This is a genomic window from Prosthecobacter sp., assembly GCF_029946185.1.
Taxonomy (GTDB): Bacteria; Verrucomicrobiota; Verrucomicrobiia; order Verrucomicrobiales; family Verrucomicrobiaceae; genus Prosthecobacter.
Map to the genome: position 1 here is coordinate 14,330 of NZ_JAQSEA010000140.1, position 25,658 is coordinate 39,987.

General features: G+C 57.0%; 27 protein-coding genes. 14 read left to right on the forward strand and 13 right to left on the reverse strand.

All coding sequences use genetic code 11. The features are described 5' to 3' along the window. Positions 1 to 9: 9 nt before the first annotated feature. Positions 10 to 471 carry a ferritin-like domain-containing protein gene (locus PSV43_RS11840; RefSeq protein WP_300197032.1) on the reverse strand — a complete coding sequence of 154 codons (462 nt, stop codon included), beginning with the start codon at positions 469 to 471 and terminating at the stop codon, positions 10 to 12. A 179-nt stretch (positions 472 to 650) separates the two neighbouring features. Here PSV43_RS11840 and PSV43_RS11845 point away from each other — a divergent pair, with 179 nt between their 5' ends. Beyond that, positions 651 to 851, forward strand: coding sequence for a CsbD family protein (locus PSV43_RS11845; RefSeq protein WP_300197034.1), 201 nt, complete (start codon positions 651 to 653; stop codon positions 849 to 851). Between the two features lie 136 nt (positions 852 to 987). Here the strand turns inward: PSV43_RS11845 and PSV43_RS11850 are convergent, their stop codons facing one another. From PSV43_RS11850 to PSV43_RS11870, 5 genes are all read right to left on the reverse strand, one after another. Continuing rightward, complete coding sequence (locus PSV43_RS11850) at positions 988 to 2,211, reverse strand: phospholipase D-like domain-containing protein (protein WP_300197036.1); 1,224 nt, start codon at positions 2,209 to 2,211, stop codon at positions 988 to 990. Position 2,212: 1 nt separating this feature from the next. Next, positions 2,213 to 4,015, reverse strand: coding sequence for an AI-2E family transporter (locus tag PSV43_RS11855; protein ID WP_300197038.1), 1,803 nt, complete (start codon positions 4,013 to 4,015; stop codon positions 2,213 to 2,215). Between the two features lie 149 nt (positions 4,016 to 4,164). Further along, positions 4,165 to 4,380 carry a hypothetical protein gene (locus PSV43_RS11860; protein WP_300197040.1) on the reverse strand — a complete coding sequence of 72 codons (216 nt, stop codon included), beginning with the start codon at positions 4,378 to 4,380 and terminating at the stop codon, positions 4,165 to 4,167. A 163-nt stretch (positions 4,381 to 4,543) separates the two neighbouring features. After that, positions 4,544 to 4,687 carry an entericidin A/B family lipoprotein gene (locus PSV43_RS11865; protein WP_300197041.1) on the reverse strand — a complete coding sequence of 48 codons (144 nt, stop codon included), beginning with the start codon at positions 4,685 to 4,687 and terminating at the stop codon, positions 4,544 to 4,546. A gap of 98 nt (positions 4,688 to 4,785) precedes the next feature. Continuing rightward, positions 4,786 to 5,088 (reverse strand): hypothetical protein, encoded by a 303-nt coding sequence (locus PSV43_RS11870; RefSeq protein WP_300197043.1) that lies wholly within the window; start codon positions 5,086 to 5,088, stop codon positions 4,786 to 4,788. A gap of 227 nt (positions 5,089 to 5,315) precedes the next feature. Here PSV43_RS11870 and PSV43_RS11875 point away from each other — a divergent pair, with 227 nt between their 5' ends. Continuing rightward, positions 5,316 to 5,564: a GlsB/YeaQ/YmgE family stress response membrane protein gene (locus tag PSV43_RS11875; protein WP_300197045.1), complete on the forward strand. Its 249-nt coding sequence runs from the start codon at positions 5,316 to 5,318 to the stop codon at positions 5,562 to 5,564. On the opposite strand, the gene PSV43_RS11880 is transcribed toward PSV43_RS11875, so the two are convergent. Beyond that, positions 5,505 to 5,957 carry a hypothetical protein gene (locus PSV43_RS11880; protein WP_300197047.1) on the reverse strand — a complete coding sequence of 151 codons (453 nt, stop codon included), beginning with the start codon at positions 5,955 to 5,957 and terminating at the stop codon, positions 5,505 to 5,507. The two genes, PSV43_RS11875 and PSV43_RS11880, sit on opposite strands and share 60 nt — an antisense overlap. A 157-nt stretch (positions 5,958 to 6,114) precedes the next feature. Between PSV43_RS11880 and PSV43_RS11885 the strand changes: the two genes are divergently transcribed. Next, a complete protein-coding gene (locus PSV43_RS11885) occupies positions 6,115 to 6,282 on the forward strand; it encodes a DUF1328 domain-containing protein (protein ID WP_300197049.1) in 168 nt (55 codons plus the stop codon). A 314-nt stretch (positions 6,283 to 6,596) separates the two neighbouring features. On the opposite strand, the gene PSV43_RS11890 is transcribed toward PSV43_RS11885, so the two are convergent. Further along, positions 6,597 to 6,977, reverse strand: coding sequence for a beta/gamma crystallin-related protein (locus PSV43_RS11890; protein ID WP_300197051.1), 381 nt, complete (start codon positions 6,975 to 6,977; stop codon positions 6,597 to 6,599). Positions 6,978 to 7,155: 178 nt separating this feature from the next. Between PSV43_RS11890 and PSV43_RS11895 the strand changes: the two genes are divergently transcribed. Further along, positions 7,156 to 7,461, forward strand: coding sequence for a hypothetical protein (locus PSV43_RS11895; RefSeq protein WP_300197052.1), 306 nt, complete (start codon positions 7,156 to 7,158; stop codon positions 7,459 to 7,461). After that, entirely contained in the window at positions 7,458 to 7,823 is a 366-nt protein-coding gene (locus PSV43_RS11900) for a hypothetical protein (protein ID WP_300197054.1), read from the forward strand. Before PSV43_RS11895 ends, PSV43_RS11900 begins: the two co-directional genes overlap by 4 nt. Before the next feature lie 107 nt (positions 7,824 to 7,930). On the opposite strand, the gene PSV43_RS11905 is transcribed toward PSV43_RS11900, so the two are convergent. Next, positions 7,931 to 9,016 carry a DUF748 domain-containing protein gene (locus PSV43_RS11905; protein WP_300197056.1) on the reverse strand — a complete coding sequence of 362 codons (1,086 nt, stop codon included), beginning with the start codon at positions 9,014 to 9,016 and terminating at the stop codon, positions 7,931 to 7,933. A gap of 212 nt (positions 9,017 to 9,228) precedes the next feature. Here PSV43_RS11905 and PSV43_RS11910 point away from each other — a divergent pair, with 212 nt between their 5' ends. The 4 genes from PSV43_RS11910 (at position 9,229) to PSV43_RS11925 (ending at position 12,161) form a co-directional block, all read left to right on the forward strand. Continuing rightward, positions 9,229 to 9,513 carry a hypothetical protein gene (locus PSV43_RS11910; RefSeq protein ID WP_300197058.1) on the forward strand — a complete coding sequence of 95 codons (285 nt, stop codon included), beginning with the start codon at positions 9,229 to 9,231 and terminating at the stop codon, positions 9,511 to 9,513. A gap of 165 nt (positions 9,514 to 9,678) precedes the next feature. Continuing rightward, positions 9,679 to 10,890: an amidase gene (locus PSV43_RS11915; protein ID WP_300197062.1), complete on the forward strand. Its 1,212-nt coding sequence runs from the start codon at positions 9,679 to 9,681 to the stop codon at positions 10,888 to 10,890. A gap of 7 nt (positions 10,891 to 10,897) precedes the next feature. Beyond that, a complete protein-coding gene (locus tag PSV43_RS11920; protein ID WP_300197065.1) occupies positions 10,898 to 11,671 on the forward strand; it encodes a hypothetical protein in 774 nt (257 codons plus the stop codon). Between the two features lie 124 nt (positions 11,672 to 11,795). Next, on the forward strand, positions 11,796 to 12,161 hold the full coding sequence (locus PSV43_RS11925) for a four-helix bundle copper-binding protein (RefSeq protein ID WP_300197068.1): 366 nt from the start codon (positions 11,796 to 11,798) through the stop codon (positions 12,159 to 12,161). Between the two features lie 127 nt (positions 12,162 to 12,288). Here PSV43_RS11925 and PSV43_RS11930 read toward each other — a convergent pair whose 3' ends face one another. Continuing rightward, complete coding sequence (locus PSV43_RS11930) at positions 12,289 to 12,609, reverse strand: hypothetical protein (protein ID WP_300197071.1); 321 nt, start codon at positions 12,607 to 12,609, stop codon at positions 12,289 to 12,291. 120 nt (positions 12,610 to 12,729) lie between these two features. Between PSV43_RS11930 and PSV43_RS11935 the strand changes: the two genes are divergently transcribed. From PSV43_RS11935 to PSV43_RS11955, 5 genes are all read left to right on the forward strand, one after another. Continuing rightward, on the forward strand, positions 12,730 to 20,448 hold the full coding sequence (locus tag PSV43_RS11935; protein WP_300197074.1) for a type I polyketide synthase: 7,719 nt from the start codon (positions 12,730 to 12,732) through the stop codon (positions 20,446 to 20,448). After that, entirely contained in the window at positions 20,421 to 21,779 is a 1,359-nt protein-coding gene (locus PSV43_RS11940; RefSeq protein ID WP_300197077.1) for a condensation domain-containing protein, read from the forward strand. The genes PSV43_RS11935 and PSV43_RS11940 overlap by 28 nt, the downstream gene beginning before the upstream one ends. Before the next feature lie 25 nt (positions 21,780 to 21,804). Then, positions 21,805 to 22,107, forward strand: a complete 303-nt coding sequence (locus PSV43_RS11945; RefSeq protein WP_300197080.1) for a hypothetical protein — start codon at positions 21,805 to 21,807, stop codon at positions 22,105 to 22,107. Positions 22,108 to 22,304: 197 nt separating this feature from the next. Continuing rightward, on the forward strand, positions 22,305 to 22,730 hold the full coding sequence (locus PSV43_RS11950; protein WP_300197083.1) for a response regulator transcription factor: 426 nt from the start codon (positions 22,305 to 22,307) through the stop codon (positions 22,728 to 22,730). Between the two features lie 271 nt (positions 22,731 to 23,001). After that, positions 23,002 to 23,265, forward strand: coding sequence for a hypothetical protein (locus PSV43_RS11955; RefSeq protein WP_300197086.1), 264 nt, complete (start codon positions 23,002 to 23,004; stop codon positions 23,263 to 23,265). 142 nt (positions 23,266 to 23,407) lie between these two features. Here PSV43_RS11955 and PSV43_RS11960 read toward each other — a convergent pair whose 3' ends face one another. The 3 genes from PSV43_RS11960 to PSV43_RS11970 all read right to left on the reverse strand — a co-directional run. Next, positions 23,408 to 23,929, reverse strand: coding sequence for a DUF4142 domain-containing protein (locus PSV43_RS11960; RefSeq protein WP_300197089.1), 522 nt, complete (start codon positions 23,927 to 23,929; stop codon positions 23,408 to 23,410). A 407-nt stretch (positions 23,930 to 24,336) separates the two neighbouring features. Further along, a complete protein-coding gene (locus PSV43_RS11965) occupies positions 24,337 to 25,059 on the reverse strand; it encodes a response regulator transcription factor (RefSeq protein ID WP_300197092.1) in 723 nt (240 codons plus the stop codon). Between the two features lie 53 nt (positions 25,060 to 25,112). Beyond that, positions 25,113 to 25,658 (reverse strand): ATP-binding protein (locus PSV43_RS11970; protein ID WP_300197095.1); only part of this gene is annotated, 546 nt, incomplete at its 5' end.

Here is a 25,658-nt window from a genome sequence, read left to right on the forward strand (position 1 = left end):
ACTCTCCGGTCAATCCTCGACGATGACAGGATTGTCGATCCCCAATGCTTCGGCGAGCTCCATGAAATGATCCTGCTCCTGAGCGATGATTTTTCGCAGCACTTCACTCAGCCCATACTCGCCCATGGCCTCTGCCTGCCGGATTCTCTGCCGGTAGTTTCGGATGGTTTCCATTTCATTGTCGAGGTCAAATTGCAGCATGTCCTTCGGCTGGTCTGAGGTCTTCACCGCTTTGGGTGTTGTCGTTGGAGCGCCATTGAAGTAGTCGATTTGTTTTGCGATCAGAATGGCATGGTTGAGCTCCTCTGCTGCATGCACAGCCAACTCGTCTGCAATGCTCTTGTATTCAGCACCTTTGAGAGTCTGGCTGTAAACAACGTAGGCAATGATGGCTTGGTATTCGCGGGAGAGATCTTCATTCAGAAGATCAATCATTTCCTGACGGCTGGGGATCGGGAGATCTTTTCTCATGGTGTTTGGTGGTTACCACCAGCCATCGTTTTCAGCCCGCGAGATGGATGTGCTTAATTACAGCCGCGCAAGATGACTTCACCACGTCCAGATGTGCAAGGAGGACCGATGTTTCTTGTGGAGTGAAGTGCTGCGGAAAAGCGGCACGTCATTCCAATCAACCTACACCCCCAACGAATATGAACACGACGACAGCCAAAGGCGACTGGAACATCATGAAGGGCAAGCTCAAGCAGAAATGGGCCCAGCTTACAGATGACGATCTGAAAGACTATGAAGGCAAGACCGATGAACTCATCGGCAACATTCAGAAACGCACCGGCGAATCACGGGAGGCCGTGGAGAAAGCTATGAAAGAATGCGATGACTGCAACTGCTGAGCCTCGCCTTTAAAAAGGTTCTAGCAGGACAACATGGGGCATGCCTGTGTTTAACTGCAAGCCAAAAACCCCGTCCTGCCTTTTAGGTCGAACGGGTTTTTTTCATGTGACGGATGGGACGCCGCGAAAAGAGCCTTCAATGACCGGGTTGGCTGTGGGATCGGCGAACGGTGGTTTCACGTTTCTGAACGAATAACTGCGCCACCCCGAGATCAAGTCGTGTGAAGATGAAGCGGGCCACTTTTTGTTTGAAACGCTGCCACCAGTTGGAAGGCTTTTTCCAAGACAAGGGCTTCACCCGTATGCTGTGACCCAGATCTCGAGCAAAGGTGCGGCGAGCCTGCTGTGCGAGTGAGGCGCTGCGTATGCGCAACATGATTTCAAAATTGATGGCGAGGCTGCGCGGATCGAGGTTTGAGGAGCCGATGTAAACAATGTCATCTACGATGAAGACTTTAGCGTGCAGGACCTGGGGCTGGTATTCGTGGATCTGCGCGCCACGCCGGAGGAAGCCTGAGTAAAGCGCACGCGCGGCTATCTGGAGCAACGGCACATCACTTTTCCCCGATAGCAGCATGCGGAATGTTCCGGTCCGCTTGGCGGCGTGGAGCAGCATGCGCTTGACGCGCCCCACCGGCAAAAAATAGGCAACGGTGATAGCGACGTTACGCGCGTGAAGCAGGTCACGGTGCAGAGCGCGCTGAAAGTCGCCGCGATGCAGGCCCGGTCGCGTGAGCAGCAAGGACACATCGGCACCTGCTCCCATCCAACCGCTGGGAGTCTTTTTGCGTACGCGCCATATTTTATTTCCTGCGATTTCGACCTGGGATTCAAAGGATGCGATGAGGTGCTGCACCACCGGACCTGAGATGGCGATGCCTCCATCCCGCCAGCCTTTGTGGATGCCGTCCCCGGCGTATTCGGGAGCGATGTTGCATCCGCCGATGAATGCCTGGGTGGTGTCCACCACCAACAGCTTGCGGTGATCCCGGAACGACCAGAAACGCCACCGCACGGGATTGAACCAGATGACCTTTCCGCCCAGATGGGTGATTTCACTGAAGTAATTTCTCGGCAGCCCCCAGCAGCCCACGTCATCGAGCAGCAGTGTCACCTGCACGCCCCGGCGTGCAGCGTCTGTCATGGCATCCCGGAAACGTTCCCCCACCGCCGAGGCGCGAAAGAGGTAGTATTCAAAGAGGATGCTGGTCTTTGCCTTGGCGATGGCGTCGAGCTCCGCCTGCAGATATTTCTCTCCCGAGTCATACCAGTGCATAGCATGACCGTCCGGCGTGGTGATGGGCGTTTGGGGCTGCACATGCATGCCGGGGTAAAACGCGCATGGCTGGGAAATATTCATGTCATTCGAGTCGGCGCTCCAGCACCTCACGCGCCTCCTTGAGCGAAGAAACGACCCACGTTGCGCCGGCTTCACTGAGAGATTTGGGATCATGCTCCTGTCCGGGAAGACCCCAGCGGCAGACAAGGATCTTGAGATCAGGCCGTTTACTGCGCAGTCTGCGGCAGAGAGTCTTGGCATCCAACTGAGCACGCTTGGGCATCGCGCTGATACAGACCATGGCGGGTTTTTTGTTTTCAATATCGAGCATCACTTCTCCAATGAGGCGGGGTTGGGCGGACACCTCCATTGCCAGGGTTTTAGGAAGCAGCAGGGCAAGCATCTCAAGTGCCTGCGCGTCAGGCTCTCCATGCAACGCGCGACCATAAATCTGGAGCGCTGGTTGAGGCGGGTCCGATGGGCCTTCTGCCAGCGCCAGTTCAGCAGCGGCGCTTTCCACCTCATCTTTAAGAAGGGTCAAGGATGCACGCATGCTTTGATAGATATGCTGCGCCTCATCATGATCGAGCTTGCCGAGAACCTCCTCATGCCGAGTCAAGGCCAAAGCGGGAAGGACCAGGCCTTCCAGCGTGGATTCCAGCCCGTCATTTCGCAGCGAGCTTTCAAGGAGAATTTGCGCAGAGTCTTCCTTGCCAGCCAGATGGTCTTGGTAATAGTTAAGGTGCGGCTGTGGCGGAGGATTGTCCGCCATCAGGATTCCCACCCATTCGAGCGAAGGTGCCTGCTTGCAGAACACTACGATGCACACGGTGAGCGGCGTGGCCAGCAACAGCCCGACCCCGCCCCATAGCCAGGTCCAGAAAGCCACGGCCAGGAGCAGTGCAAAGTCCGACAGTCCCACGCTATGCCCGTACAGCATGGGTTCCAGAAACATATTCGTCAGCAGTTCCAACGTGGCAACGAATGCAATGACCAGTAGTGGCTGCTGCCAGCCGTCAAAAATGGCCAGACTCAGGCCGACGAGCAGCACGGTGACAATCCACGGTCCGACATACGGAATAAAGCGCAAGATGGTTGCCAGTACGCCCCAGAGGAGGACATAGGGGAGACCGATCACGGTCAGCCCTATGCCGAGCACGAGACCGTAGATGGCATTCACCGTGCCCTGCATGAGGAGGTAACGGCTGATGCGGTCTCCAGCCTCATCAATGGCCTTGGTCGTGAGCGTGAGCCGGCTATACCCCACCAGGCGAACGACGCGCTGGCTAATGTCATTCAGACGTAGCAGCATGAAAACGACGAAGAGAATGACCACTGCGGCCATTCCCAGCGAATCCGCCAGCGTGGACACAACCATGTTCAATGCTTTCATCAGCACGGACTCACCATTTTGTGGTGGAGCGGCAGGCGGGGGTGGCGTGGGCGTGGCTGTGGGGTTAGGCGTGGGCGGTCCCACCAATGCTTCTGCATCAGGGAGAGTGGAGGGCTGGCTCACATCTCCGACCAACTGGCGCATGCGCTGGATGATTCCGGTTTCACCAATTTTCTGCAACGATTCGATGCGGCGCTGGATGTTGGACCGATGATTGGGCAGCTCATTAGCGAGATTCGCCAGTTCACCGCCCAACAACCAGCCCAGGAGCGCCAGGCTGGAAAAGCACACGATGGTGACCGTAGCCAGGCTCAGCACACGTGGAATCCCCCATCGGCAAAGCCGCTTGACCAAAGGATTGAGCAGGAAGGTGAAGAGGCTGGCCAGCGCCAGAGGAATCAGGATGTCCCTGCCAAGATAGAGGGCTGCGATGGCCAGCAGAGCGCCGGCAAACTTCAAAAAATATGATAGCGTGCGGTTGATAGGGTCCATGGAGGGATGTGCAAATTGCCAGGACCGCCCATGCCTTCCTGTCTTTATCAATCTCAATCAGCGGTGGAAGTGGCCGTATAAAAACCATGCACCTTTGCCATTCCAGCGATGAATGGCACGGCTTCTCCCAAGCACGCCTGACTAAGCATCTATTTTCTCTTCGATGTAATCAGCATGATGATGCCCCCCACGAGCAATGCACCCCCGATGACCGGCGGCAGGGAAACGTAATGCTGCCTTTCCGTGGTCACCTGAAGAGGGCCGAGATCAATCGCCTTCTCTTTGGTGGTGTATGTGAACCCCTGATAGGCCAGCATGACGGCGCCAATAACGATGAGGAGGATGGCAATAACGGAAGGTTTCATGGTGTGTGTTGGTTAAAGGGCCATTTCAGGGAGCAACTGCAAAAAACTGCGCTCTGGCCAGCCTGGTTTTTGCGACAGTGGATGACAAAGCCCGTACCGACCAAGTGTTGCTGATAAGACTGAGAAGCTTTATCAACAACGCTTGGAAAGCTGGTGTATTCGACTAGCGGGAGGCGCGCTCAATGTGACCACCCACATGCTCGACGTCCTGGCCGAAGCCACGCACGGTGCGGCAGCTGGTGCCGACAAGTGTCCAGACGGTGGAAGCGAGGAGGAGAAGAGCGAGGCGTTTGATGGATGTTTTCATAACGATGTTACAGTGTTCGCAGATTGTTGGTATTCGGGAAAAGGGAACCCCTTATGGAAGCAGGATCACGTGGTGAAGGTGCTTCCACGTGATGTCAATTACTTCTGCACAGCATCCACCTTGGCCTTGGCGGCTTCCGCATCGGCATCAGCCTTCTTTTTTTCTGCATCGAGCTGGGCCTGATCGGACGCCTGCTTGGCTTCGATATTGGCCTTGGCGATCTTGGCGTCGATTTCAGCCTGCTCTTTGGCATCTTTGGCGGCAGCATCCACGGCATCCTTCTGATGCTCGATCGCGTTTTGGGTGGCGTCGTTTTGGGCGTCGATGGCTTGTTTCTGCTTGTTGCAGCTGACAGTGAGGAGAGTTGCAGATGTAAGTAGTAAGAATATGATGTGTTTCATGGGTATCAGGGTTGGACATTAGCGAATCGTCAGGGAGAGATCAGATGGATGGGTGAAACTTTCGAAAATCACATTCAACGCTCATCAGGGGATGCAACCCTGCCCTGTTCAAATTGCCGGACAATCGCTATAAAAGGGTAAATAATCACGCATTCTGATGCAGCCGCCTCCCAACAATGCGGCGATGTGACACTGTCAGATTAAACATTACACCCCAAACTTGATTTATGACCTTTCTCTGGATGCTTCTCATCGGACTCTTTGTTGGAGCTATTGCCAAATTCCTCACGCCCGGCAAAGACCCCAGCGGCTGCCTGGTAACTATGATTTTAGGCGTGGTGGGCTCAATGCTCGCGGGGTTTCTCGGGCGATCCGCAGGCTGGTATGCCGAAGGTGAACCCGTCGGCTTCATCGCATCAGTCATTGGTGCCGTGCTGATCCTGCTGGTGTTTCGTATGATCAAAGGGCGTTCCTGAGCCACCGGTCTTCGGCACCTCCCCGCCTTGTGGGGAAGGTGCCTTCCAAGGTTTCACTTTTGAAAGTGCCTGCGTGACGGCATGCGGAACCTCCAGGCATTTTTGCTCCGCAGGAATCACATGATTGATGAGTTCCGCGATCCACTGGCGTGATGATTTCACTTCTGAAATCTCAAGCATGGTGGAGCTGATCACACGATAACGCATTGTGAGTTCAACCGACGCCTCTTCTCCATGGAGATCGAGACTCACGGAAATTTCCTGCGCCATGCTGTCAAGCCTGAGATTGGTGATACGCCCTAGCGGCTTGAGATGATAGCGATTGGCGAACCATTTGGCCAGTTGTTGCAGGGCGGCATCTTTGACCTTGTTGGCGAAAACATTGAAAAGCATGCTGATATATCGTTTGTGAGCGGGTGCCAGGCGGTCTTGCAGGCTGCAACTTTGCAGATTTTTTTCACAGTCATGTCATTCAGCATGCGATTCTGCAAAGACATACGGTCAAGCAAAGCCTGGGATGCGATATGATTGAAAACAAAAAGGAGTCATTATGTTATCTTGGGCTATCACATTTCTCGTCATCGCACTCATTGCAGGAGTCCTCGGCTTCGGCGGCATCGCAGGAACAGCCACAGGCATCGCACAGGTGCTGTTCGGTCTGTTTCTCATCCTCTTCATTGTGTCGCTGCTTATAGGGCGTCGTTCGCCGCCAGTTTAGCTGGCGTGTTTGCAGATCTTGAAAAGAACCTAGCCAGTCTTCGTTGCAGACGAAGGATGACATGAGGTATTACGCCTAGATGAGCGGAAGCTGGGGCTTCTGCTCAAATCAACCATGGGATGCACGAATTTGAATGCTCCATGCATGAGCGGACAATCGGGAAAAACTGCTTAGATGCGATGGGTACTACATCTTGGCAGGTGTGATGGGCGCGAGGATGAATACCTTGCCTTTTGCTTGCTCGCGAGGATCAAAGGCAAAGCGCAAAACAGAGAGATTGTGAGCTCCCTGTTCTGCGAAAGTTCCGGACCAGTTTATGGCAGACGATCGAACACCTTGATGGATTCCACCTCGTCATCCATTTCCCCGAGTTTGGCGGTGGTCGTGTTCGGGCCTATGACCATGCTGGTGTCTTTGAAGTCCTTGTCCTTATAAAGAACCAACCAGCAGCCAGGTCCAGTTTGAATACTGCTGATCATGCTGTCCCAATCGCGCCCTTTCAGGTGCTTCAGTGATGAAAACGATGCGGGACCCTGGATTTGCACCACTTCGCCGTGGAGGTCCGAATCTTCGTAAATATTCGCGTAGCAATTGGGATTGTAGTAAGCGGGGGATGTGTTTGGCAGATGCCCCGAGCAGCTCGCCAAGGTGAGAAGTCCGAACAGAGTGAGGAGAAGAGTGTGATGCAGTTTCATTGTCGTATGGGGTTAGATTTCCGTCCATGAGCTATCGGGTGAGTGTGTTGGTGTGGATGGGATAAACTCTTCATTGCCACTGTGCGCACATTGGTTTGAGAATTAATCCGGCCATTCAGGCGTTGAATTACGAAGCAAAGCTGAGCATCCAGCTCTAAACATTGGGGCACATTGCTCCATGAACCGCCCACTCTCCGTCCCACTGAACCTTATGAAAATAGACCCCACACCGAAACCCGCTGAACAGTTTGTCCACCGTCTGGTAAATGATGCGGAAACAATGGCCCGAAATGAACCCGCGAAAGCCATGGCTGTTGCCTTGGGACTGGGCCTCGTTCTCCATGTGCTGCCCACCCGCTTTCTCGTGGCAAGTGTGACCGCCGTCACACTCACCGTACTGCGTCCCGCGCTGCTGACTCTCGGCGTGGTCAAGGCCTTTGAACTCTGCACACCGCCCGTCAAACCCCAAATCCTGCTGCCATGAACGATCCCTCTGTCATTCCGCCCACCGACGAAGAAGTCCCTGTGCCTCAGCCACTTCCGCATACGCCCATCGGTCAGATCGAGGGCATGATACGTCGTCATCCAGTCATTGCCGCTTTGGCCACCATTGGCGTCGGCTGCGCCGTGGGCATTGTCGCACGGGAATTGCTGACACCTCCGCCGCCTCGACGTCGCGCGCTGCAACTGCTGGAGGATATTCAGCATCGCCTCGCGGAATTCGCCGAACCTGCGCATGACCGCGCCAGCCATCTGGCGGATGAAGGCGTCAGCGCTGTGAAGCGTGGACTGAATTCCGTGAGCTCCTCCAAATGGGGCAGCCGATTCAGTCATCTGTTTTCGTGACAGCGACTGCGTTTTTCGAAAAGCTGAAGAGCTGAAGTCCCTGACTTCAGCTCTTTATTTTCACGATGTTTTCGAAACAATGAGCCAGCCGTAAGCGAGGCATTGAGTTACTTTTTTTTGCTTTGTTCAGGATGCACCAGATTTTCGAAATTTGAGCCGTAGGCACGCACGAAGGCATTTTTGAAGATGTTGCCGATCATGGGCAGCACCATGGGCTTTGCAGCATCCACACGGCCCGCCAGAGGAATTACGGTGGCGAAACGTTCTTTGCGCTGATTGCGAAAGAGCCGCGTCATCGTCCCGACAATTCCTTCCCAGGCCAGCTTGAGCGGGTGCTTAATGTCCTCCTTCACATTTACGATGGCGACGTTGTCCATCAAGGGTTTCAAATAGCCAGTCATGCCGCCATTCACGGCAGTGAGTTCCGAAGTGATGGCGAGCGTGCCTTTTTCAAAATCAAACTTCGCGTAGGCACGGGCAAAGTCGTTGAACTTGACAATAGGGACAGGGCTCAGTTTGAAATCAAGATTGAAGGTGGGTTGTGATGTGAAAGGATTCACCTTCATAGCCAGATCCACCTGACCTGATTCAAAGGCGCGGCCCTTTGCCTGAATGTCAGCGGCGAGTTTTTTAGACAACTTCTGACTGTTGGTGAAGTTCGAACCGAGCATGTGAATTTGATCGATCTTAGAATCGACCTTCGGATGGCTGTGGAAATCACGGTAGTGAATAGTGCCGTTAAAAACTTCAAAGCGATTGAGTTCGAGCGGGAATAGGCGGGTGATGACATCAAGCCAGGGTTTGTCCACCCCGACTTGGGTTGTGGATTTCGAGGTACCATTCACAAAGTTGATGACGGGAGAGTCGAATACAATCTCACCCACCCAGGCACCGTCGAAAAGCGCCTTCCATTCAACGGAGAACTTTACCGCTTTGGCGGCAAAGAAGGGCACGGGAATCTTGCCGGTTGTTTTGATGATCTCGATGTCCTGAATCTCATAGGCCCCTTCCCAGAGCTTCATGTCCACATCACCCACCTGACCGGCGTAGTCGGGCATTTCATCCAGCACCCGGTTCACATAGCGTTGAACCAAGTGCGGCAGTGCGATGCGCAGACCAATGAGTGCCGCTACGAGGCAAACCAGAATGGTGTTCTGCCACTTTAAGTATCGTTTGAGGCGCTGAAAATTCATAACGTACGTTCTTGGTAAAGAATCGAATGGCTGTGGGATGGCTTCATGCAAAGTGCAACGTACCTCGCGCCTCTGGCGGCTGTATCATGCAGCATGCGATGAACACACTGGAGACTCAGGTGATGGCCATGGAATTTCTTTTCATGTGAACGATGCAGCCAGCGCGGAGCCCAGACGCGAATTCAATGAAGTTAACAATCCTTCAAATAATCATGAAAACATGTCTCATTACCTGTCTTTTGTTCAGCAGCATGCTGTGTCTTTCCTCATGTGATTATGGCGGTTACCCCGTGGGAGGTGTCGGCGTGAGCGCGGGATACTACAACACCCTGCCACGTGGGTACAACTCACCCTACTACCGACATAACAACCGCTACTATTATGGCGGGCGTTATGAGCCCGGCCGCTACAATTATAACGGACATTCTTACCACGGTCGTTACAACCACGGCGGGCACTACCTGTACGGTGGAAATCATTACGGCCATCGTCATTAAACGTGGATCTGATGCGGACGGCTTGATGCCACTGCCCATGGACGTCGATTTTGACCTGAACAAGTCTCGATACAACGCACCCACTTGATGAAAAAACGTCCCCGCGCCACTGCGCATTCCTGGGTTTCAGCAGTCCTGATAGCATCCTTGCTCTCAAGTTGTTCCATGGAAAAACATCGCGCAAAAGTCGCCCGCGAAAATGCTTTCATCGAATACCGTCCGCTGCTGGATAGCAGCGGACGGTTGCGTCTAGCGGTCAAAGACAACATTGACATGAAAGGAGAGGTCACCACGGCCGGCTCTGAATATCTGGCCCGTAACCAGCCACCGGCGACTCGTGACGCCCCCTGCCTCGCGATCGCGCGTGAGCGCAACGTGGTTATCGTTGGAAAGACGAACATGACGGAATTTGCGGTGACGGTCTCAGGCGAGAACAAACATTTTGGCACACCACGCAATCGCTTCGATGGCCAGCACGAAGTGATTCCGGGAGGATCCTCCAGCGGCTCTGCTGTGGCGGTGAAGACGGGCATGGCGGACGTAGCCTTTGGCACCGATACGGCTGGGTCCATACGCGTTCCGGCGGCGTGCTGCGGTGTGTATGGATTAAAAACGACGTTCGGCCTCGTGCCCATCAAGGGGGTGTTTCCCATTTCACCGAAGTATCTGGACACAGTGGGGCCACTGGCCAATGACATCGACCATTTGGTGCAGGGCATGGAGCTGCTGCAGCGCGGCTTCGCAGGGCTCTACGCCAAAGCACGCGCGGCGAAGCCTACGGCAAGGCAGATCAAAATAGGGAGGCTCTATCTCGATGGCACCGATGCAGCCATCGACAAAGCCATTGATGAAACCCTCGCAGCTAAACACTTTAGGGTGGTCCGCCTCTCCTCCGAATTCAAGAAGCAGTGGGAGCAGGCGCAGAAGGATGGCAAGGTGGTGGCCGCGGTGGATGCCTGGCTAAGTGACCGACAGTATGAGAACAAAAATGGCGTCAGTTTTTTGACGAAAGCGGTCTTTGCGCTGGGCGAGCTGCAGTACCACATAAGCTACGATGGTGCGCTCAAACGCCGCGCACAGTGGCAGCGCACACTGCGGGAGACATTCAAAGACGTGGATATCATCGCCGTACCGACTCTGCAAAGTCTGCCGCCCAAATTTCCATTCTGGGGTTCTAACGTGTTGTTTGAACTGAAAGTGTTCGACATGCAGAACACGGTGGGTGTGAACTACGCTGGCAATCCTGCATTGGCGCTGCCCATCCTGCTGCCAGCTCACAAAAAAGCCATTCCGGCGACGAGTCTGCAACTGATCGGTCGCCCACGCAGTGAAGCGGAATTGCTGAATGCGGGCCGCCTGATCGAATCCAAAACCTGACCAAGCCATGCAACTGCGATTACTCATTCCTATTTGGTGGGCCACCTTTTTGCTGTTGGGGGCAGGTGCCCTCTCCTGCCCGGCCCAGACCGCAGACGAACTCATGGGGAAGGGAGACAAACATGATCTCACCTTCGAGCCAAACCGGGCGCTGAACTATTATCTGAAGGCGGCAGAAACGGAGCCGAACAACGTACCGCTGCTGCTACGCATCGCACGGCAGTATCGATATCTGATGGCTGAGGCCAAGTCTCATGAAGAAAAGCTCAAGCTCGGCAATTCAGCGCTGGGATATGGACAGCGTGCGGCGAAGCTCGCGCCACTGAATTCCGAGGCGCAGCTTTCCCCCGCCATCACCTACGGGAAGATGCTGCCCTATGAAGGAAGTAAGGCGCAGGTACAACTCTCGCCGCTGATCAAAACCGCCGCCGACAAGGCGATCCGGCTTGATCCGAACAACGACACCGCCTGGCACGTGCTGGGCCGCTGGCACCAGGTGCTCGCCAAAGTGGGCGTGGTCAAGCGCGCTCTGGGCGGCCTCCTTTACGGCAAGCTTCCTGTCACCACCCAAGAAGCAGCGGCGAAGTGTTTCACCCAAGCCATTGCCATCAATCCCAGTCGCCTGCGGCACTATATTGAACTCGGCCATACCTACGCCCTGATGGGCAACAGCACTGAAGCAAAGCGCTTTCTGAAAAAGGGCCTGTCCATGCCAAACCACGAGTATGATGACCCTGAACTGAAAGTGAAAGGTCGCGAAACACTCGCAAAGCTGCCTTAAGATGGGCGGTGGATTAAGAGAACGAAGCTCTAAGCGCGAGGTGCAGAAGCCATTCCGCATTCGCCCGCAGCACACACAACCAACGGGACAAGCAGCGGCGATGCTCAAGCATCCACTCTTACTTATGAATACCCACGTTGCCGATCTCACTGAGGAGGAATGCCTGAAGTATTGCCTCGACTGTCACCACATCTGCCTGGAAATGGCGATGCGTCACTGCCTGCAAAGCGGTGGCAAACACACCGAACCGATGCATTTCAGGCTTATGCTCAATTGTGCGGAGATGTGCCAGACCAATGCGAGCTTCATGCTCAGCAGCTCAGATCTGCATGTGCTCACCTGCGGTGTGTGCGCCGAGATCTGCAGACGCTGCGCAGCGAGCTGCGCAGAAATCGGCGAGATGGAGGCCTGTGTGCAGGCCTGTATCGACTGTGCCGAATCATGTGACCGCCTGGTGGCCCTGCACGCGCTCGAAGAGGCTGTTGTGTGATTCCGCAGCCGGATCTTTCGTTCAGGCAGTGGCCGAATGGACCTGATGCGTGCGCCGCTCTCACCCGATTTGATCTACGGGCATGAAAGCTACAAACGTTATCATACTCGCTTGCGCAGCAGCTTTATCATTCACTGCTGCCGAAGATAAAACAACTGGCGAAAAAGGCCGAGGATAAACCCTGGCAGCCGAACATGCGGTGGTAAACGGCAGCAAAAAAGCCGACCGTGCCATCGCCGATGCAGTCACCAAGGACTCGAACGCCGCGAAAGTCGATGTGACGATCAATGACAGCGACATCTCCCTGCCGATGAAAGCAGGCGCACGAAAGACCGCGTTCATGGTGAAAAACACCGGCAAAGAAACACAATTCCCGCATCCAAGGCAATTGGAAATGTGGGGGACACGTCGCTGCCATGAAGCAGGCTCGATAGCTCGCAGTAAACATGGAAATAAAACTCCCTGATAGCGCAATGGGGTGAAACCCTCACTTTTTTCACTCTATCAAGGCCAACGCCACCCGCAGTTCCGAATACTAGGCCGTAGCAAAGACGAAAAAACACACATCATGGAAACAAACCGTAACGAAGGTGTCGCTATCATTGGCATGGGCTGCCGTTTTCCGGGAGGAATCAATGATGCTGAATCATTTTGGAAGCTTCTCATCGAAGGCCGCGATGCGGTCTCTGAGGTGCCCGCGAGCCGCTGGAACGTCGAACGTTTTTATGATGCCGAACCCGGCGTGCTTGGCAAAACCATCGCCAAGCGTGGCGGCTTCATTGAAGGCATCGAGCAGTTTGATCCACAATTTTTCGGCATCTCCCCACGCGAAGCCCCCTACATTGACCCGCAGCAGCGCCTGCTGCTGGAGACGGCGTGGGAAGCGATCGAAGACGCAGGCCTGGTGCTGAATTTTGAGAAAGGTACGGACATCGGTGTGTTCGTCGGCATCTCGCACAATGACTACCAGGGCATCCAGCACACCTCCACGGACCGCAGCGGCATCAGTGCGCACACCCCAACCGGCAGCGCGCACAGCATCGCCGCCAATCGCATTTCCTATTGCCTCAATCTGCACGGACCCAGCCTGGCCATGGATACCGCGTGCTCATCCGCACTGACGGCTGTGCATGTGGCCTGTGAGCATCTTTTGTCTGGTCGCTGTAAAACCGCCATGGCTGGCGGCGTGACGGTGATGATCAACCCGGATGGCTTCATCGGCTTCTCGCAGGCGGGGATGCTGTCTCCTGATGGGAAATGCCAGGCGTTTGCGGCCGACGCCAATGGCTTTGTGCGAGGTGAAGGCGCCGGGATGGTGCTGCTGAAGCGGTTGGAAGATGCCATCAACGACGGCGATCCGATCCAAGGCGTGATCATTGGCACAGCCATCAATCAAGACGGCCATACCAATGGCATCTCCCTGCCCAGCGGTGAGGCTCAGGCGCGACTCGTCTGTGATGCCTGTAATGATGCGCAGATTGATCCTTGGGAAGTCGGCTATGTTGAAGCCCATGGCACCGGCACCGCCGTGGGAGACCCCATTGAAGCCATTGCCCTTGCTGACGCCCTCTGCGCCGAACGCACTGCGGAAAACGCGCTCGTCATTGGCTCCGCCAAGACAAACCTAGGGCATCTGGAAACCGCCGCAGGTGTGGTGGGACTCATTAAGGCGGCACTGGTGCTACGGCATGGTCAGGTGCCTGCCAGTCTGCATTTTAAGGCACCCAGCCCGCACATCGATTTCGAAGCGCTGAAGCTGCGTGTGCCTACCGCAATGGAACCGCTGGCCGGGAAACCAGGCTCGCGGATTGTCGGCGTCAATTCATTTGGTTTTGGTGGTGCCAATGCCCACGTCATTCTCAAAGAGGCACCGCCGCAGCAGCAGCGGGCCTTGCTAAGCGCTGCCACGGACCGCACCTGGCCGCTGATGATTTCTGCCCGTTCCGAAGCTGCGCTGCTGGCTAATGCCTGGCGCCTCAGCACCTGGCTGGAGGATCACTCACACATGAATGGCAGCTCCCCCCTGCTGCCAGACATGACTTACATGCTCGGCGCACGCCGCAATCACCACTCGCACCGCCTCACGCTGAACGCACGCACCATGGCGGAGGCCGTGCAGGAACTCCATGCCTTCGCCACCGGCCAGCCAGGGCCCAAGCTGCGAACCACCTTCACGCCACGGCGTGAGCAACCCGCGCGCGTGGTTTTTGTGATGAGCGGTCAAGGCCCACAGTGGTGGGGCATGGGCCGCGAGCTCATGCAGCATGAATCCGTGTTCCGTGGCATGATCGAGGCCTGCGAGGCCGCCATCAAGCCATGGGCGCGCTTCTCACTCATGGAAGAACTCGCTCGCGTGGAAGCGGAGTCAAAAATGCAGCGCACCGAAATCTCACAGGTCGCCATCTTTGCCATGCAAATGGGACTCGCCGAATTGTGGAAGTCGTGGGGCGTTCGTCCTGCGGCAGTCATCGGCCACAGTGTGGGGGAAGTCGCTGCCGCATGCGTGGCGGGCATCCTCACTCTGGAAGAGGCAGCTAAGATCATCGTCTATCGCGGACGATTCATGGATGAATGTGATGTGCAGGATGGCACCATGCTTGCCGTCGGCATGGCACCCGACGAAGCACGCGCCGTCATAGCCCGGCATGGCCGTGCAGTGAGCATCGCCGCATTTAATGGTCCACGTTCGCTGACCTTGTCAGGGCCGCGCCTTGAACTGGACGCCATCGCCAGCGAGTTGGAAGCCCAAGGCGTCTTTGCGCGCTTCCTCAAGGTGAGTCACCCCTTCCACCATGCACTGATGCAGCCCGCTGCAGATGCGCTCAAGCGGGTGCTGGGGGATCTCCAGCCGCAGACAGAAACAGTGCCATTTTTCAGCACGGTCACAGGCAAGCAAATGGACGGACAAGACTGCACCGCAGATCATTGGTCTAACGGCGTGCGGCAGCCGGTGGAGTTTGCCGCCGCAGTGGGTGCCGTGGCGGACTTTGGCGCGGATGTGTGGCTGGAACTCGGCTCCCACCCTGCCCTGGTGCGTTCCATTCAGGAATGCCTCGGCGACCGTGCCGCCAAGCAGTCCATCCTCGCTTCAGTGCGTCGGGAACGCGAGCATGAGTCGCTGCTCGACACGGCTTTGGAGCTTCACCTCGCCGATGTCGCGCTGCAGTTTGCGTCAATGACCCCATCACGCCGCATCCTCACGCTGCCTACGTACGCCTGGGACAAGAGCGTGTGGTGGCATGAGTCCCCCGAAGTGCGCGAAGGTCGTCTCTCACCAGGGGGCAGCGGGCTCCTCGGCGTGCGGATCTCACGCGCAACACCCACCTGGGTGGCACGCCTTGATAACCGTCACATGGCATTCCTGAAAGATCATAAGGTCGAAAACCTCGTCGTGTTCCCGGCTGCAGGATTTGTCGAGATGGTGCTCGAAGCCGGTGTGCAACTTTTTGAAGGCCGGCCGTTTGTGGTCGAAGATTTCGAGATCCGCAAGCCGCTTATCGTGCCTGATCCCCCCACCGGACTGCAACTGGAGCTGTCCTATGAGCCCAATGAGCGCACCTTTCTGATCCAGAGCCGCTTTGACAATACGTCTTCGTGGTCGGTGCATGTGGTGGGCTCCATGCGTGGTGAACGCACCGAGTCACCCTTTGCCACGTCAGCGTGGAATGACACGCCCGCCTCCACCCTGCCCGAGGTGAAAGTGGACACCTTCTATGAACACATGAATGACATGGGCCTCCGCTATGGCGAGGAGTTCCGCCCCATTCGTGAACTCACCGCCGGAGACGGCAAATCCACGGGCAGGGTTTCCTTGTCCGAAGCCATCGCCCATCGCTCCCCCGAGTATCCGCTGCATCCCGTTCTCTTTGACGGCGCGCTGCAGATTTTCTCCGCCGGAGCAGCCACAGTGGAAGGCCGCACTGCCGGCATGCGGCTCCCAGTGCGCTTCGCCAGAATCGTATTCCTGCGTTCCCCTGGAGCATCCAGCCTTGTTAAAGCTGGCGTCAAAGTGGCCAATGATGAACTGGTGGAAGGTGGTATCGACCTTTATGACGAAACCGGCAGCCCCTGTGTCCGCATCGACGGCTTCCGAGCCATCAGCGTGGAAGGTGCGCGCAAATCAAGCAAGACCGGCAAGGGCCGCGATCTCGTCTACAACGTCGCCTGGGAGCGCACACCCGCTGCTGCCAAGCCCGCGCCGCTCGCCCCTCTGCCCCTGAACCACCTGCAAACGGCAGCCCAGCGCGCGCTGGACTCCGCCATGGACATGCGCGGCCGCGATCATCTCCAGACCGCCAGCGCAGCGGTGGATGACCTCACCGCCACCCATGTGTGCAGCGCCTTGAATGAAATGGGCGCGGAAGGCGTCTTCACCGCGGAATCTCTCGGCGTCGCGACACCCATGCGTCCCGCTTTCCATCAATTAATGGCAGATCTTGTTCATCGCGGTCTGTTGGTGCATGCAGAAAACGGCTATCAGCCCACCCCTGCCTTCCTCACCACGGCGTACTCCACCGCAGAAGTCTTTCGTTCCACCCTCGCCGCGCACCCCGGACATCTTCCGGACGCGCTGCTCAGCGAAGCCGTCAGCGCAGAGCTCGGTCCCATCTTGCGTGGGGAGAAGGAAGCCGTGCAGGTGCTCTTCGGCGGAGTTCACTCCGATGTACTGGATCAGTTCTACGGCGACGGCCTTTTCTCCAGCACCTGGCTCTCAGCCATTGCCAGTGCAGTTGAGGAAGCCGCGCGTCATCTTCCCGAAGGGCGGGGCCTGCGCATCCTCGAGATCGGCGCTGGCACCGGCGGTCTGGCCTCACAACTACTGCCCCTCATTGAGCGCGGACTGCACACCTATGTGTTCAGTGACGTTTCCGCAGGATTCTTCCCTGGAGCCAAGCAGAAGCTGGCGGCCTTTCCTGAGGTCGAATACCAAATTTTTGATCTGGAAAAACGCGGCACGGAGCAGGAGCTTGAAGCCGAATCCTTTGACATCATTCTTGGCTCCAATGTGGTTCACGCCGTGAGCGATGTCCGCTCCGCACTGCGCAACATTCGTGATCTCCTCACCCCCGGCGGCACGCTGATGTTTGTGGATGTGGCCACGCCTCACCTCTGGCTGAACGCGGTCTTCGGCCTCACCAGCGGCTGGTGGCTCTTCACAGATCGTGATCTGCGTCCGCATCATCCGTTGCTCCATCGCCCGCAGTGGGAAAAGGTGCTGCACGAAGCAGGCTTCAGCGAGACAGCCTCCCTGCCCGGCTTGCTGCGCACGGACGGCGGCGAAAGCCTCATCGGCCTCTTCGCACGCAAAGAATGGGTCGCACCGAAAGTCCCGACGCCAGATGCATTCGAAGCACCCGAAGAAAAGTCCTGGCTGGTGCTCGCGGATCGCGGCGGCCTCGGTGACCGGCTCGCCACAGAGCTGAAGCTCCACGGCATGCGCTGCCGAGTTGCCTATCGCGGCAGTTCGTTTGAGTCGGACGAGACCGATGTCTTCATGCTCCGCGCCGAAGTGCAGGAGGATTGGAACCGCCTGCTCGAAGCATGCGCTGAGGAAGCACCTGAGCGCTTTGTCTGCCTGTGGAATCTAGATGACAGCATGGCCGACGTGAAAGACGACGCCACCCAGCTCGGCACCGATGCCCTGTTCCACCTGACCAAGGCCCTCGAAAACCACAACCCCGCTACCAAGCGCCGCATTGATCTCATCACACGCGGTGCCCAGGCCGTGGGCAGCCAGACCCAGTCCGTGGCCATGGCACAGTCAGCCGTCATCGGTTTGCTGCGCGTGGTGGCCAATGAGCACCCGCAAATCACCTGCCGCAGCATTGATCTCCCCTCCCTCGCATCACCTGCGGACCCCCGCATGCTTTGGAGCGAGCTGCTGCAAAAAGATTCTGAACGCGAAGTCACCTTCCGCGGCGATGGGCGCTACGTCCGTCGCGTGAGTCGTGGGCTGGCCTCGCGTGAGCAGATGCTTGATCATTCAGCGCCCCTGCGTCTGGAGTCCCGCGAGCGCGGCCTGCTGGATTCCCTGCGCCTGAGTTCTTTCGCCCTGCCCGAGTGTTCTGCTGGCGAAGTCATGATCGAAGTCAAAGCCGCCGGCATGAACTTCCGCGATGTGCTCAAAGCACTCGCACTCTATCCGGCGGAAACGGCGGACGCCCGCATCTTTGGGGACGAAGTGGCCGGCATCGTCAGAGCCGTCGGCACTGACGTCACTCATGTGAAGCCCGGCGACAGCGTGTTTGGCCTCGCCGTCTTCGGTCTTGCCACACATACCATGGCACGTGGTGGCGATGTTCGCCTCATGCCTGAGTCCCTGTCATTTGAAGCCGCGGCAACTCTCCCAGTGGTCTTCATGACCGCATGGCACGCGCTCAAAACCGTGGCGCAGATGAAGCCGGAAGAATGCATCCTCGTCCATGCTGGCGCAGGCGGGGTCGGCATGGCCGCCATCCAGATCGCTCATCATTTGGGCGCGGTGGTGATCGCTTCGGCTGGCAGCCCGGCCAAACGCAAGCTGCTGAAAGACTTGGGCGTGCGTCATGTCATTGATTCACGTCGTGCGGACTTTGCAGAAGCCGTCATGGACCTCACCAACGGCAAAGGCGTGGATGTAGTTCTAAACTCTCTCGCCGCAGAAGCCATCCCCATGGGCCTTTCCTGCCTGGCTCAGTTCGGCCGCTTCATCGAGATCGGCAAACGCGACATCTACCAAAACTCGCGCATCCCATTGTGGTCACTGCGGAAAAATGCCTCGTTCCATGTCGTGGCCATGGATGCCATCTTCAGCGGCGATGAAGCGCAGACGCGCCAGATCCTTCAAACCATCGCCGATCTGGTGGATCAGGGCTCCCTGCATCCGCTGCCGTTCCGTTCCTTCCCTGCCTGCCGTATCGACGCGGCATTCCGTCTCATGGCTCAGGGCAAGCACACCGGCAAGGTCATCGTTTCTTTCCCAGATCCTTTTGTGCCGCGCCGTGGCGAGCCGCTCGCTTCTGGCTTCGCCGTCCAGACAGAGGGTGCCTACCTGATCACCGGAGCCTTCGGTGGCTTTGGCAAAGTGCTGGCCGAATGGCTGACCGACTGCGGTGCCCGTCATCTTGTGCTCACCAGCCGCAAGGGTGCCTCCACACCGGATGCCAAAGCCTTTGTGGAAAAACTGCGCGGGCGTGGTGTTAAAGTTCAAGTCGTATGCGCAGACGTTGGCTCCGCCGCCGATGTGAAGGAGCTGTTCAAGGAGATCGCGACCGCCGGACACGCGCTCAAGGGTGTGTTCCATCTGGCGATGGTGATTGATGACGCCCCCATGGCAGCACTCAATCGTGAACGCATGCACAGCGTCCTGGCACCCAAGGCCTATGGTGCATGGCTGCTTCATGAAGTCACCCGCAACATGAAGCTGGACTGCTTTGTGATGTTCTCCTCCGTATCCAGCATCTTTGGTAATCCGGCCCAGGCCAACTACGCTGCGGCCAATGCTTTCCAGGATGCGCTGGCACATCACCGCCAGGCCGTCGGTCTTCCTGCGCTGGTCATCAACTGGGGTGCGCTCGGTGGGGAAGGCTACGTGGCGCGCAATGAGCGTGTGGCGGAGTTCCTCGCCCGTCAGGGCACCACGGCGCTGTCTCCGCGCGAAGTCGTGGGGCTGTTGGAAATGTTCCTCGCCACCGGTGCCACGCAAGCCATGGCCCTGCGGGTGGACTGGGCCAAATGGCGGCAGTCGTTCCGCAGCAGCCAGGATAGCCCGCTGCTGGAGCGTGTCTTCGCCGCAGGCGTCGAAGGCGCGGAAACCAGTGGCACCAAGAGCGACTGGCGCCGCAAGATCGAGTCCGCCGCCCCCGAAGAGCGCAGCGAAATTGTCGGCCACGCAGTGCGTGATGTGGTGGGCGGTGTTCTACGCGTGAAGCCTGAGGGCTTGCGCGATGACCAGCCGCTCACCGATCTGGGACTTGATTCCTTAATGGCCGTCGAGATCGAAAACTCGATCGAAAGCGTCATCGGGGTGGCATTGCCACCGGCCAGTCTGATGCGTGCGCGCACCATCGGCCAGATTGTGACGCTGATCGCCGAACATGTCGGTGGCACCGCCGCAGCCCCGGCAGCGGCAGCAGCGCCTGTGCAGACAGCGGAACCGGTGGATGCCGGGACCGTGGATCTGGAGGCGCTATCAGACGAGGATATCGACCTACTGCTGGAAGATGAAGCGGTGCATGAAGACCAGGCCCCGCAGTGGAACCCCGAGCCCGAAACACCCGCATGTCCCAAGACACTCGATCGCGTTTAAAACAGTGGCTGGAAAGCGGAGAGGCCCGTCTGCAGCCGCTAACATTCCCCCAGCAGGAATTGTGGCAGGCATCTCCGGTGCCTGCCGGAGATGTGGCGAACCATATCTGCGCCTTGATCAATGTGCGAGGGCCTATCACACCGCAAGGGTGTGAGGCGGCAGTGCAGAAGGTCTCGGAACGGCAGGAGGTGTTTCGTCTCTCCTTCCTGCCAGGCAAGGAGCAGCCCATGCAGCTCATCAGAAGGAGCAGCCGTCAAATACTGCAGTTCCGTGAGCTTTCACCTGAGCAGCAGGAGCCTGAAGCAGTGGAAGAACTGGCGCAGGAGATTTTCCGCAAGCCCTTCAACATGGTCGGCGGCCCGCTCTTTCGAACGGAAGTATTGCGGCGCAGTGCCGACGACCACGTGCTGGTGGTGGCCATCCACCACGCCATTGCCGACGGCTGGACCGTGGGGGTATTCGTTCAGGATCTCTTTGCAGCCTACATGCAGGAGCTGCGCGGCATCCCTGGCGGGCTGCCGCCGGTTCCCCTTTCCTACTCAGATTGGGGCGCAGCCGAACGCGCTTACTGGCAGCCTGCGCTGCTGGGCGAGCGCAGCATTTTTTGGAAAGAACGTCTGGCCAACATCACGCCGCTGTGGTCCCCGCCCACGGGCCCTGCAGCACTCTCAGGCGAACGTCGGCGCTGGGTCTTCTCCGCCCCTGCCGACGTGGGCCGGGCGGTGCGTGAACTGGCCAAGCGTAATGGAGCCACACTCTTCAGCACCCTGCTGGCCGCGTTTCAGGTGACGCTCTCCAAATGGACGGGCAAAGATGACATCCTCGTGGGCACACCCGTCGCCAATCGCAACAAGCAGGCGGTGCGTGAAACCATGGGCTACTGCGCCGGCATCGTTCCCTTGCGGGGTCACATCGACCGGGATCGCACCTTCTCCGAACGTTTGCGCAAAGTCCATGAAGACACGGTGGACTCCTTCGCCAATGCGATGCCTTTTTCCGAACTGGTAAAAGGGTTGGGAATGACGCCCGCCCCCGGGTGCAACCCTATTTTCCAGGTGCGCTTCGCGCTGCAAAATCATCCCGTGCCAGACATTTCCGTGAATGGCATGTCCCTTCAGTTGCGGATGCGCTCCACTGGCACCCCACGCTTTGACCTCGCTTGTGAAGTCACCGAAGAAGGCGATGCCTTCGAAGTAGTCTGGCTGTGCCGACCGGGCATGTTTTCCGGGGAAGACATCCACCACCTGCACCGCATGTACCTCGGGGTCCTGACGAACGTTTGCAGTTCGCCTGAAATCCTGACCGCCGCACTCATGACGACCACCCTGTGAGCATCATGGACAAACTATCATGCACATGATCCAACTGCTACTGCCGCTCTACACGCGCGATCAGCCGATGACGCCGGCTGATGTTCTGCATGCCATGGTCAAAGCGGAACTGACGCGATACTTTGGCCGTTGCGAGGCCCACACCCGTTCACCTGCAGGAGGCCGGTGGCTGGAAGAAGGTCTGGGCAGACGCGATGAAATCGTCATCTACGAAGTCATGGCCCGCCTGCTCGATGCCCGATGGTGGAACTGGTACCAAGAAGTGCTTGAGACCCGATTTCGCCAGCAGCAGGTGATCATTCGCGTGCTGCCGCTGATTCATTTGTGATCATCAGATGCACGTCACAAAAACCACGTTTTTATACAACCAGAGTGGATGACCTGAGCGTTCTCTCCGCAGTTAATCCAGCTCCCATTACCGGACCTATTTGTGATCGCGGCAGGGGCAGGTTTTCTGCGGTCACTCGCAGGTGTGAATGCTGCCAGCCTCGTCCGAAAATACCCCAACCCCCAGTTTCCCCTAACATGTCTGCACCTGCCCCAACAAGCTCTCCCATTTCCCGAGTGCGACTCGCAGTCGTAGATGATCACGCCATCATCCGCGGTGTGTTTGTGACGCTCGTAGAGGACGCGCCGGAACTGAACATGGCGTGGACGGCCTCCTCTCTGGCCGAAGCAGCGGATAAAATCCAATTGGATATTCCCGATATTCTGGTGATCGACGTAGGTCTGCCCGATGGCAATGGTTTTGACTTCACCAAGGAATTGCTAACCCGCGTACCGGGATTGCCGGTTTTGATTGTGTCAGCTGATACCGAGTCCAGTTATGTGGAACGTGCTGCGGCCAGCGGTGCTAAAGGATTCATTGCCAAAGAAGCGTCACTTGAACTGCTCGTGGAGGCCGTTAACACCATCCAACAGGGCGGCCAATGGTTCCACCCAGCCGGGTAAACGCGGCAAACACAACCGATTGGGCGTTCGGCGGCGATTCATTTATTGATGGAAACCGATCTCACAGTTCTTGCACACCGTTCGACCTTGGTTGAATCGATGCACCTCACCCTTCAAAAGGCCGTGGAGCTTAAGGGTCTTCATCTGAATGAGCTGGGCATTGAGAACGTGGCCGATACCGAAGCCATACGCAGCTCTGTTCACCCAGGGTGCCTGGAATGGAATTTGGACATCAGATTTAACTGACGAGAAACCTTACCCCATACACACCATGAGCCCGCATTTAATCCCCAACTACCGCCACACCACGGAACTGGCAGCCGATGCCATGATCAGTGAAGGCGGTGCGATCCGACAACCTACCATGAGAGATGCTCAAGCCGTCTATGCTCGTCTTCACACGCCCTGTGGCGGATTCTCAGCCGCACTGCGTGAATGGGTGCAGAACCCCGCCGCCATGTTCTTGACAGGCCTCGCGACCGGACTCGCACTCGCGCTAATCAATCAAAAAATCCATAGGGACACGCAGGCATGACTGGTTGGAGGAGAAGGAGAGTAAACTCCGGCGTCAAAGCAAGAACCTGTGGCACAAAGAAAAAGGTAGAACCTAATATGCAAAAAACCCGCCCATCGCTGGGCGGGTCAAGTTGCATTAAGGAATGAACCGTTGACCGGGACTACTTGGCAGCCATTTCTTTGATCTTGTTCAGATGCGTACGCAGAACGGGCAGCGTTGCACTGGCAAAGGATTTCACCTCACCGTCTGCTGCATTTTTCTCCGCATCCTCGAAGGTGGAGATGGATTCCTTATGGGAACTCTCCAAGTGGTCGAGAAATGCTTTGTCGAAGTCCTTGCCGCTTTCCTTTTCCAAGTCTTTGAACATCCCGGCGGAATCAGGATTGATGACTGCGGAAAGTTCGACCTTCTTGGCCTCAGCGAGTGCGGTGAGCTCTGCATTCGCCTTGGTGTGATCTGTAACCAGCATCGTGGCGAAATTTTTGACATCGGCGCGTTCAGCTTTCTGAGTTCCGAGAGTTGCTATCTTCACTTCAGCCATTCCTGCCGCGCCGGCCTGCTTGACGAACTTTTCATCTGTGGAATTCAAGCTGGACTTTGTGTCTGCCGCGCAAAGCATGGTTGAAAAATTACCTGCGGCGATGGCAAGCAGAATGGCGAAGGTGACGGGGTTTGTTTTCATGGCATTAAGTGGTTTGGTGTGTTGTGTGTGCGAAGCTTTTAGTTAGCAGCTCACGCAACCAAGTCATCGGCACGAACTTTCCGTCCGGATGTGTTGCTGATAACACCATTCCTTCCCGCCCAAAATGCCAACGAGCTGTTTCACCGGGAAAACCGCCATTATTTGGCATTTTTTAGCGAGGTCCCTGATGCGCAACTCAGGTGGAAAGACCATGTCTTCCAAGACAAAAAAAGCCCTGGCCAACATATCATGCCAGCCAGGACCAAGGGCACTTCGGTTACTCAGTCCATCGCTGGTCGAGCTGCTTTTCATGCCTCATCCGTATATCGCCGCAGTCATGAATACGGATGTGTATCGCACACAAAAACACAACCACCTAAATCGAGAGGACCGCATTCGGCTAGCGGCTACAAATTGGCCTCGCGATTGACCCATTCGACAGCGGCGCGCACGAGTTCAGGGGCGGTCTTCAACTGGAGCTTCTCCTTGATATGCGCACGATGAGTTTCGACGGTCTTAACACTGAGGAAGAGCGTGCGGGCGATTTCGCGTGTGCCTCGGCCTTCCCCAACTGCGCGGAAGACTTCGATCTCGCGGTCGCTAAGCTGTTCAATGGTCGAGGTTCCGACGTTGGTAGCTCGGCCATTGAGGAAGGTGTCAAGCAGCCGCCCGCCAATGGCCTCGCTGAGATAGAGGCCGCCGCCGAGTACGCGACGGATGGCTTCGATGACTTTTTCTGATGGGGCCGCCTTCATCACATACCCCCGGGCACCGGCGCGCAGCGCCCGCTCGGCGTAAACGCTCTCGTCATGCATGGAAACCATGAGAGCGGGCAGCTGGGGGTGCAGGGCACGGATGGACTTCATCAGTTCAATGCCGTTGGTGCCCTGGATGGAGATGTCTAGAACGGCAATGTCCGGCTTGAGTTGTTCCACAGCGCCGAGGGCCTCGGCGGCGGAGCAAATTTCTCCGCAGACGTGTAGATCAACCTCATGATTGATAAGTTGCGTGATGCCATTGCGAAAAATGGGATGGTCATCCACGATCAACACCCGTCGCTTGACCTGCTTCACAGCGGGCGGCGTGGCGTTGGCAATGTCGTTGGAAGATTTGGAAGGGGTTTTCGCCATATAAGCAAGATGGAGTTCGGGACCAGAGCAGGGATATTGCAAAAGGACAGAGATCAGGCCTTGGCGGGCAAGCTGCACCGCACCACGGTACCGCCGGTGGGACGGGCTGTAATCGAGAGGGTGGCTCCAATGGAGCTGGCACGGCAGCGCATCAACTTCAGTCCTATTCCGGCGGACTGGTCGTGGTCTGGCGGCAGGCCGACACCGTCATCAGTGATGGAAAGGATGATGTCCTGCTGCCGGACACCCAAATGGACGTTGATATGGCGGGCTTGTGAGTGGCGGGAGGCGTTAACCAATGCCTCCAAGACGATGCGGTATAGATGCATGGCGACATCATTGTCCCGGACAGGGATGGCTTCGTGACAAAACAGCGCGCACCGGACACGTCCCGGCACGTCATAACTGCTGACGAGATTTCGCAGGGAGGCAACCAGACCACTTGCATCCACATCCATGGGATGGAGCGCCCTGGCGACGTCTCGTGCATCATTCGTGGCGCTGCGGATGAGGGTGGCGATCTCCTTGAGCTTGCCAGCCATTTCAGGGTCGGATCTCTGGCCGCAGACATCACTCAGAGTGGTGGCTATCATGACGAC

Coding starts and splice junctions, on each gene's coding strand:
- PSV43_RS11840 (WP_300197032.1), bottom strand. CDS start 471: ATGAGAAAAGATCTCCCGATCCCCAGCCGTCAGGAAATGATTGATCTT.
- PSV43_RS11845 (WP_300197034.1), top strand. CDS start 651: ATGAACACGACGACAGCCAAAGGCGACTGGAACATCATGAAGGGCAAG.
- PSV43_RS11850 (WP_300197036.1), bottom strand. CDS start 2,211: ATGAATATTTCCCAGCCATGCGCGTTTTACCCCGGCATGCATGTGCAG.
- PSV43_RS11855 (WP_300197038.1), bottom strand. CDS start 4,015: ATGGACCCTATCAACCGCACGCTATCATATTTTTTGAAGTTTGCCGGC.
- PSV43_RS11860 (WP_300197040.1), bottom strand. CDS start 4,380: ATGAAACCTTCCGTTATTGCCATCCTCCTCATCGTTATTGGCGCCGTC.
- PSV43_RS11865 (WP_300197041.1), bottom strand. CDS start 4,687: ATGAAAACATCCATCAAACGCCTCGCTCTTCTCCTCCTCGCTTCCACC.
- PSV43_RS11870 (WP_300197043.1), bottom strand. CDS start 5,088: ATGAAACACATCATATTCTTACTACTTACATCTGCAACTCTCCTCACT.
- PSV43_RS11875 (WP_300197045.1), top strand. CDS start 5,316: ATGACCTTTCTCTGGATGCTTCTCATCGGACTCTTTGTTGGAGCTATT.
- PSV43_RS11880 (WP_300197047.1), bottom strand. CDS start 5,957: ATGCTTTTCAATGTTTTCGCCAACAAGGTCAAAGATGCCGCCCTGCAA.
- PSV43_RS11885 (WP_300197049.1), top strand. CDS start 6,115: ATGTTATCTTGGGCTATCACATTTCTCGTCATCGCACTCATTGCAGGA.
- PSV43_RS11890 (WP_300197051.1), bottom strand. CDS start 6,977: ATGAAACTGCATCACACTCTTCTCCTCACTCTGTTCGGACTTCTCACC.
- PSV43_RS11895 (WP_300197052.1), top strand. CDS start 7,156: ATGAACCGCCCACTCTCCGTCCCACTGAACCTTATGAAAATAGACCCC.
- PSV43_RS11900 (WP_300197054.1), top strand. CDS start 7,458: ATGAACGATCCCTCTGTCATTCCGCCCACCGACGAAGAAGTCCCTGTG.
- PSV43_RS11905 (WP_300197056.1), bottom strand. CDS start 9,016: ATGAATTTTCAGCGCCTCAAACGATACTTAAAGTGGCAGAACACCATT.
- PSV43_RS11910 (WP_300197058.1), top strand. CDS start 9,229: ATGAAAACATGTCTCATTACCTGTCTTTTGTTCAGCAGCATGCTGTGT.
- PSV43_RS11915 (WP_300197062.1), top strand. CDS start 9,679: ATGGAAAAACATCGCGCAAAAGTCGCCCGCGAAAATGCTTTCATCGAA.
- PSV43_RS11920 (WP_300197065.1), top strand. CDS start 10,898: ATGCAACTGCGATTACTCATTCCTATTTGGTGGGCCACCTTTTTGCTG.
- PSV43_RS11925 (WP_300197068.1), top strand. CDS start 11,796: ATGAATACCCACGTTGCCGATCTCACTGAGGAGGAATGCCTGAAGTAT.
- PSV43_RS11930 (WP_300197071.1), bottom strand. CDS start 12,609: ATGTTTACTGCGAGCTATCGAGCCTGCTTCATGGCAGCGACGTGTCCC.
- PSV43_RS11935 (WP_300197074.1), top strand. CDS start 12,730: ATGGAAACAAACCGTAACGAAGGTGTCGCTATCATTGGCATGGGCTGC.
- PSV43_RS11940 (WP_300197077.1), top strand. CDS start 20,421: ATGTCCCAAGACACTCGATCGCGTTTAAAACAGTGGCTGGAAAGCGGA.
- PSV43_RS11945 (WP_300197080.1), top strand. CDS start 21,805: ATGATCCAACTGCTACTGCCGCTCTACACGCGCGATCAGCCGATGACG.
- PSV43_RS11950 (WP_300197083.1), top strand. CDS start 22,305: ATGTCTGCACCTGCCCCAACAAGCTCTCCCATTTCCCGAGTGCGACTC.
- PSV43_RS11955 (WP_300197086.1), top strand. CDS start 23,002: ATGAGCCCGCATTTAATCCCCAACTACCGCCACACCACGGAACTGGCA.
- PSV43_RS11960 (WP_300197089.1), bottom strand. CDS start 23,929: ATGAAAACAAACCCCGTCACCTTCGCCATTCTGCTTGCCATCGCCGCA.
- PSV43_RS11965 (WP_300197092.1), bottom strand. CDS start 25,059: ATGGCGAAAACCCCTTCCAAATCTTCCAACGACATTGCCAACGCCACG.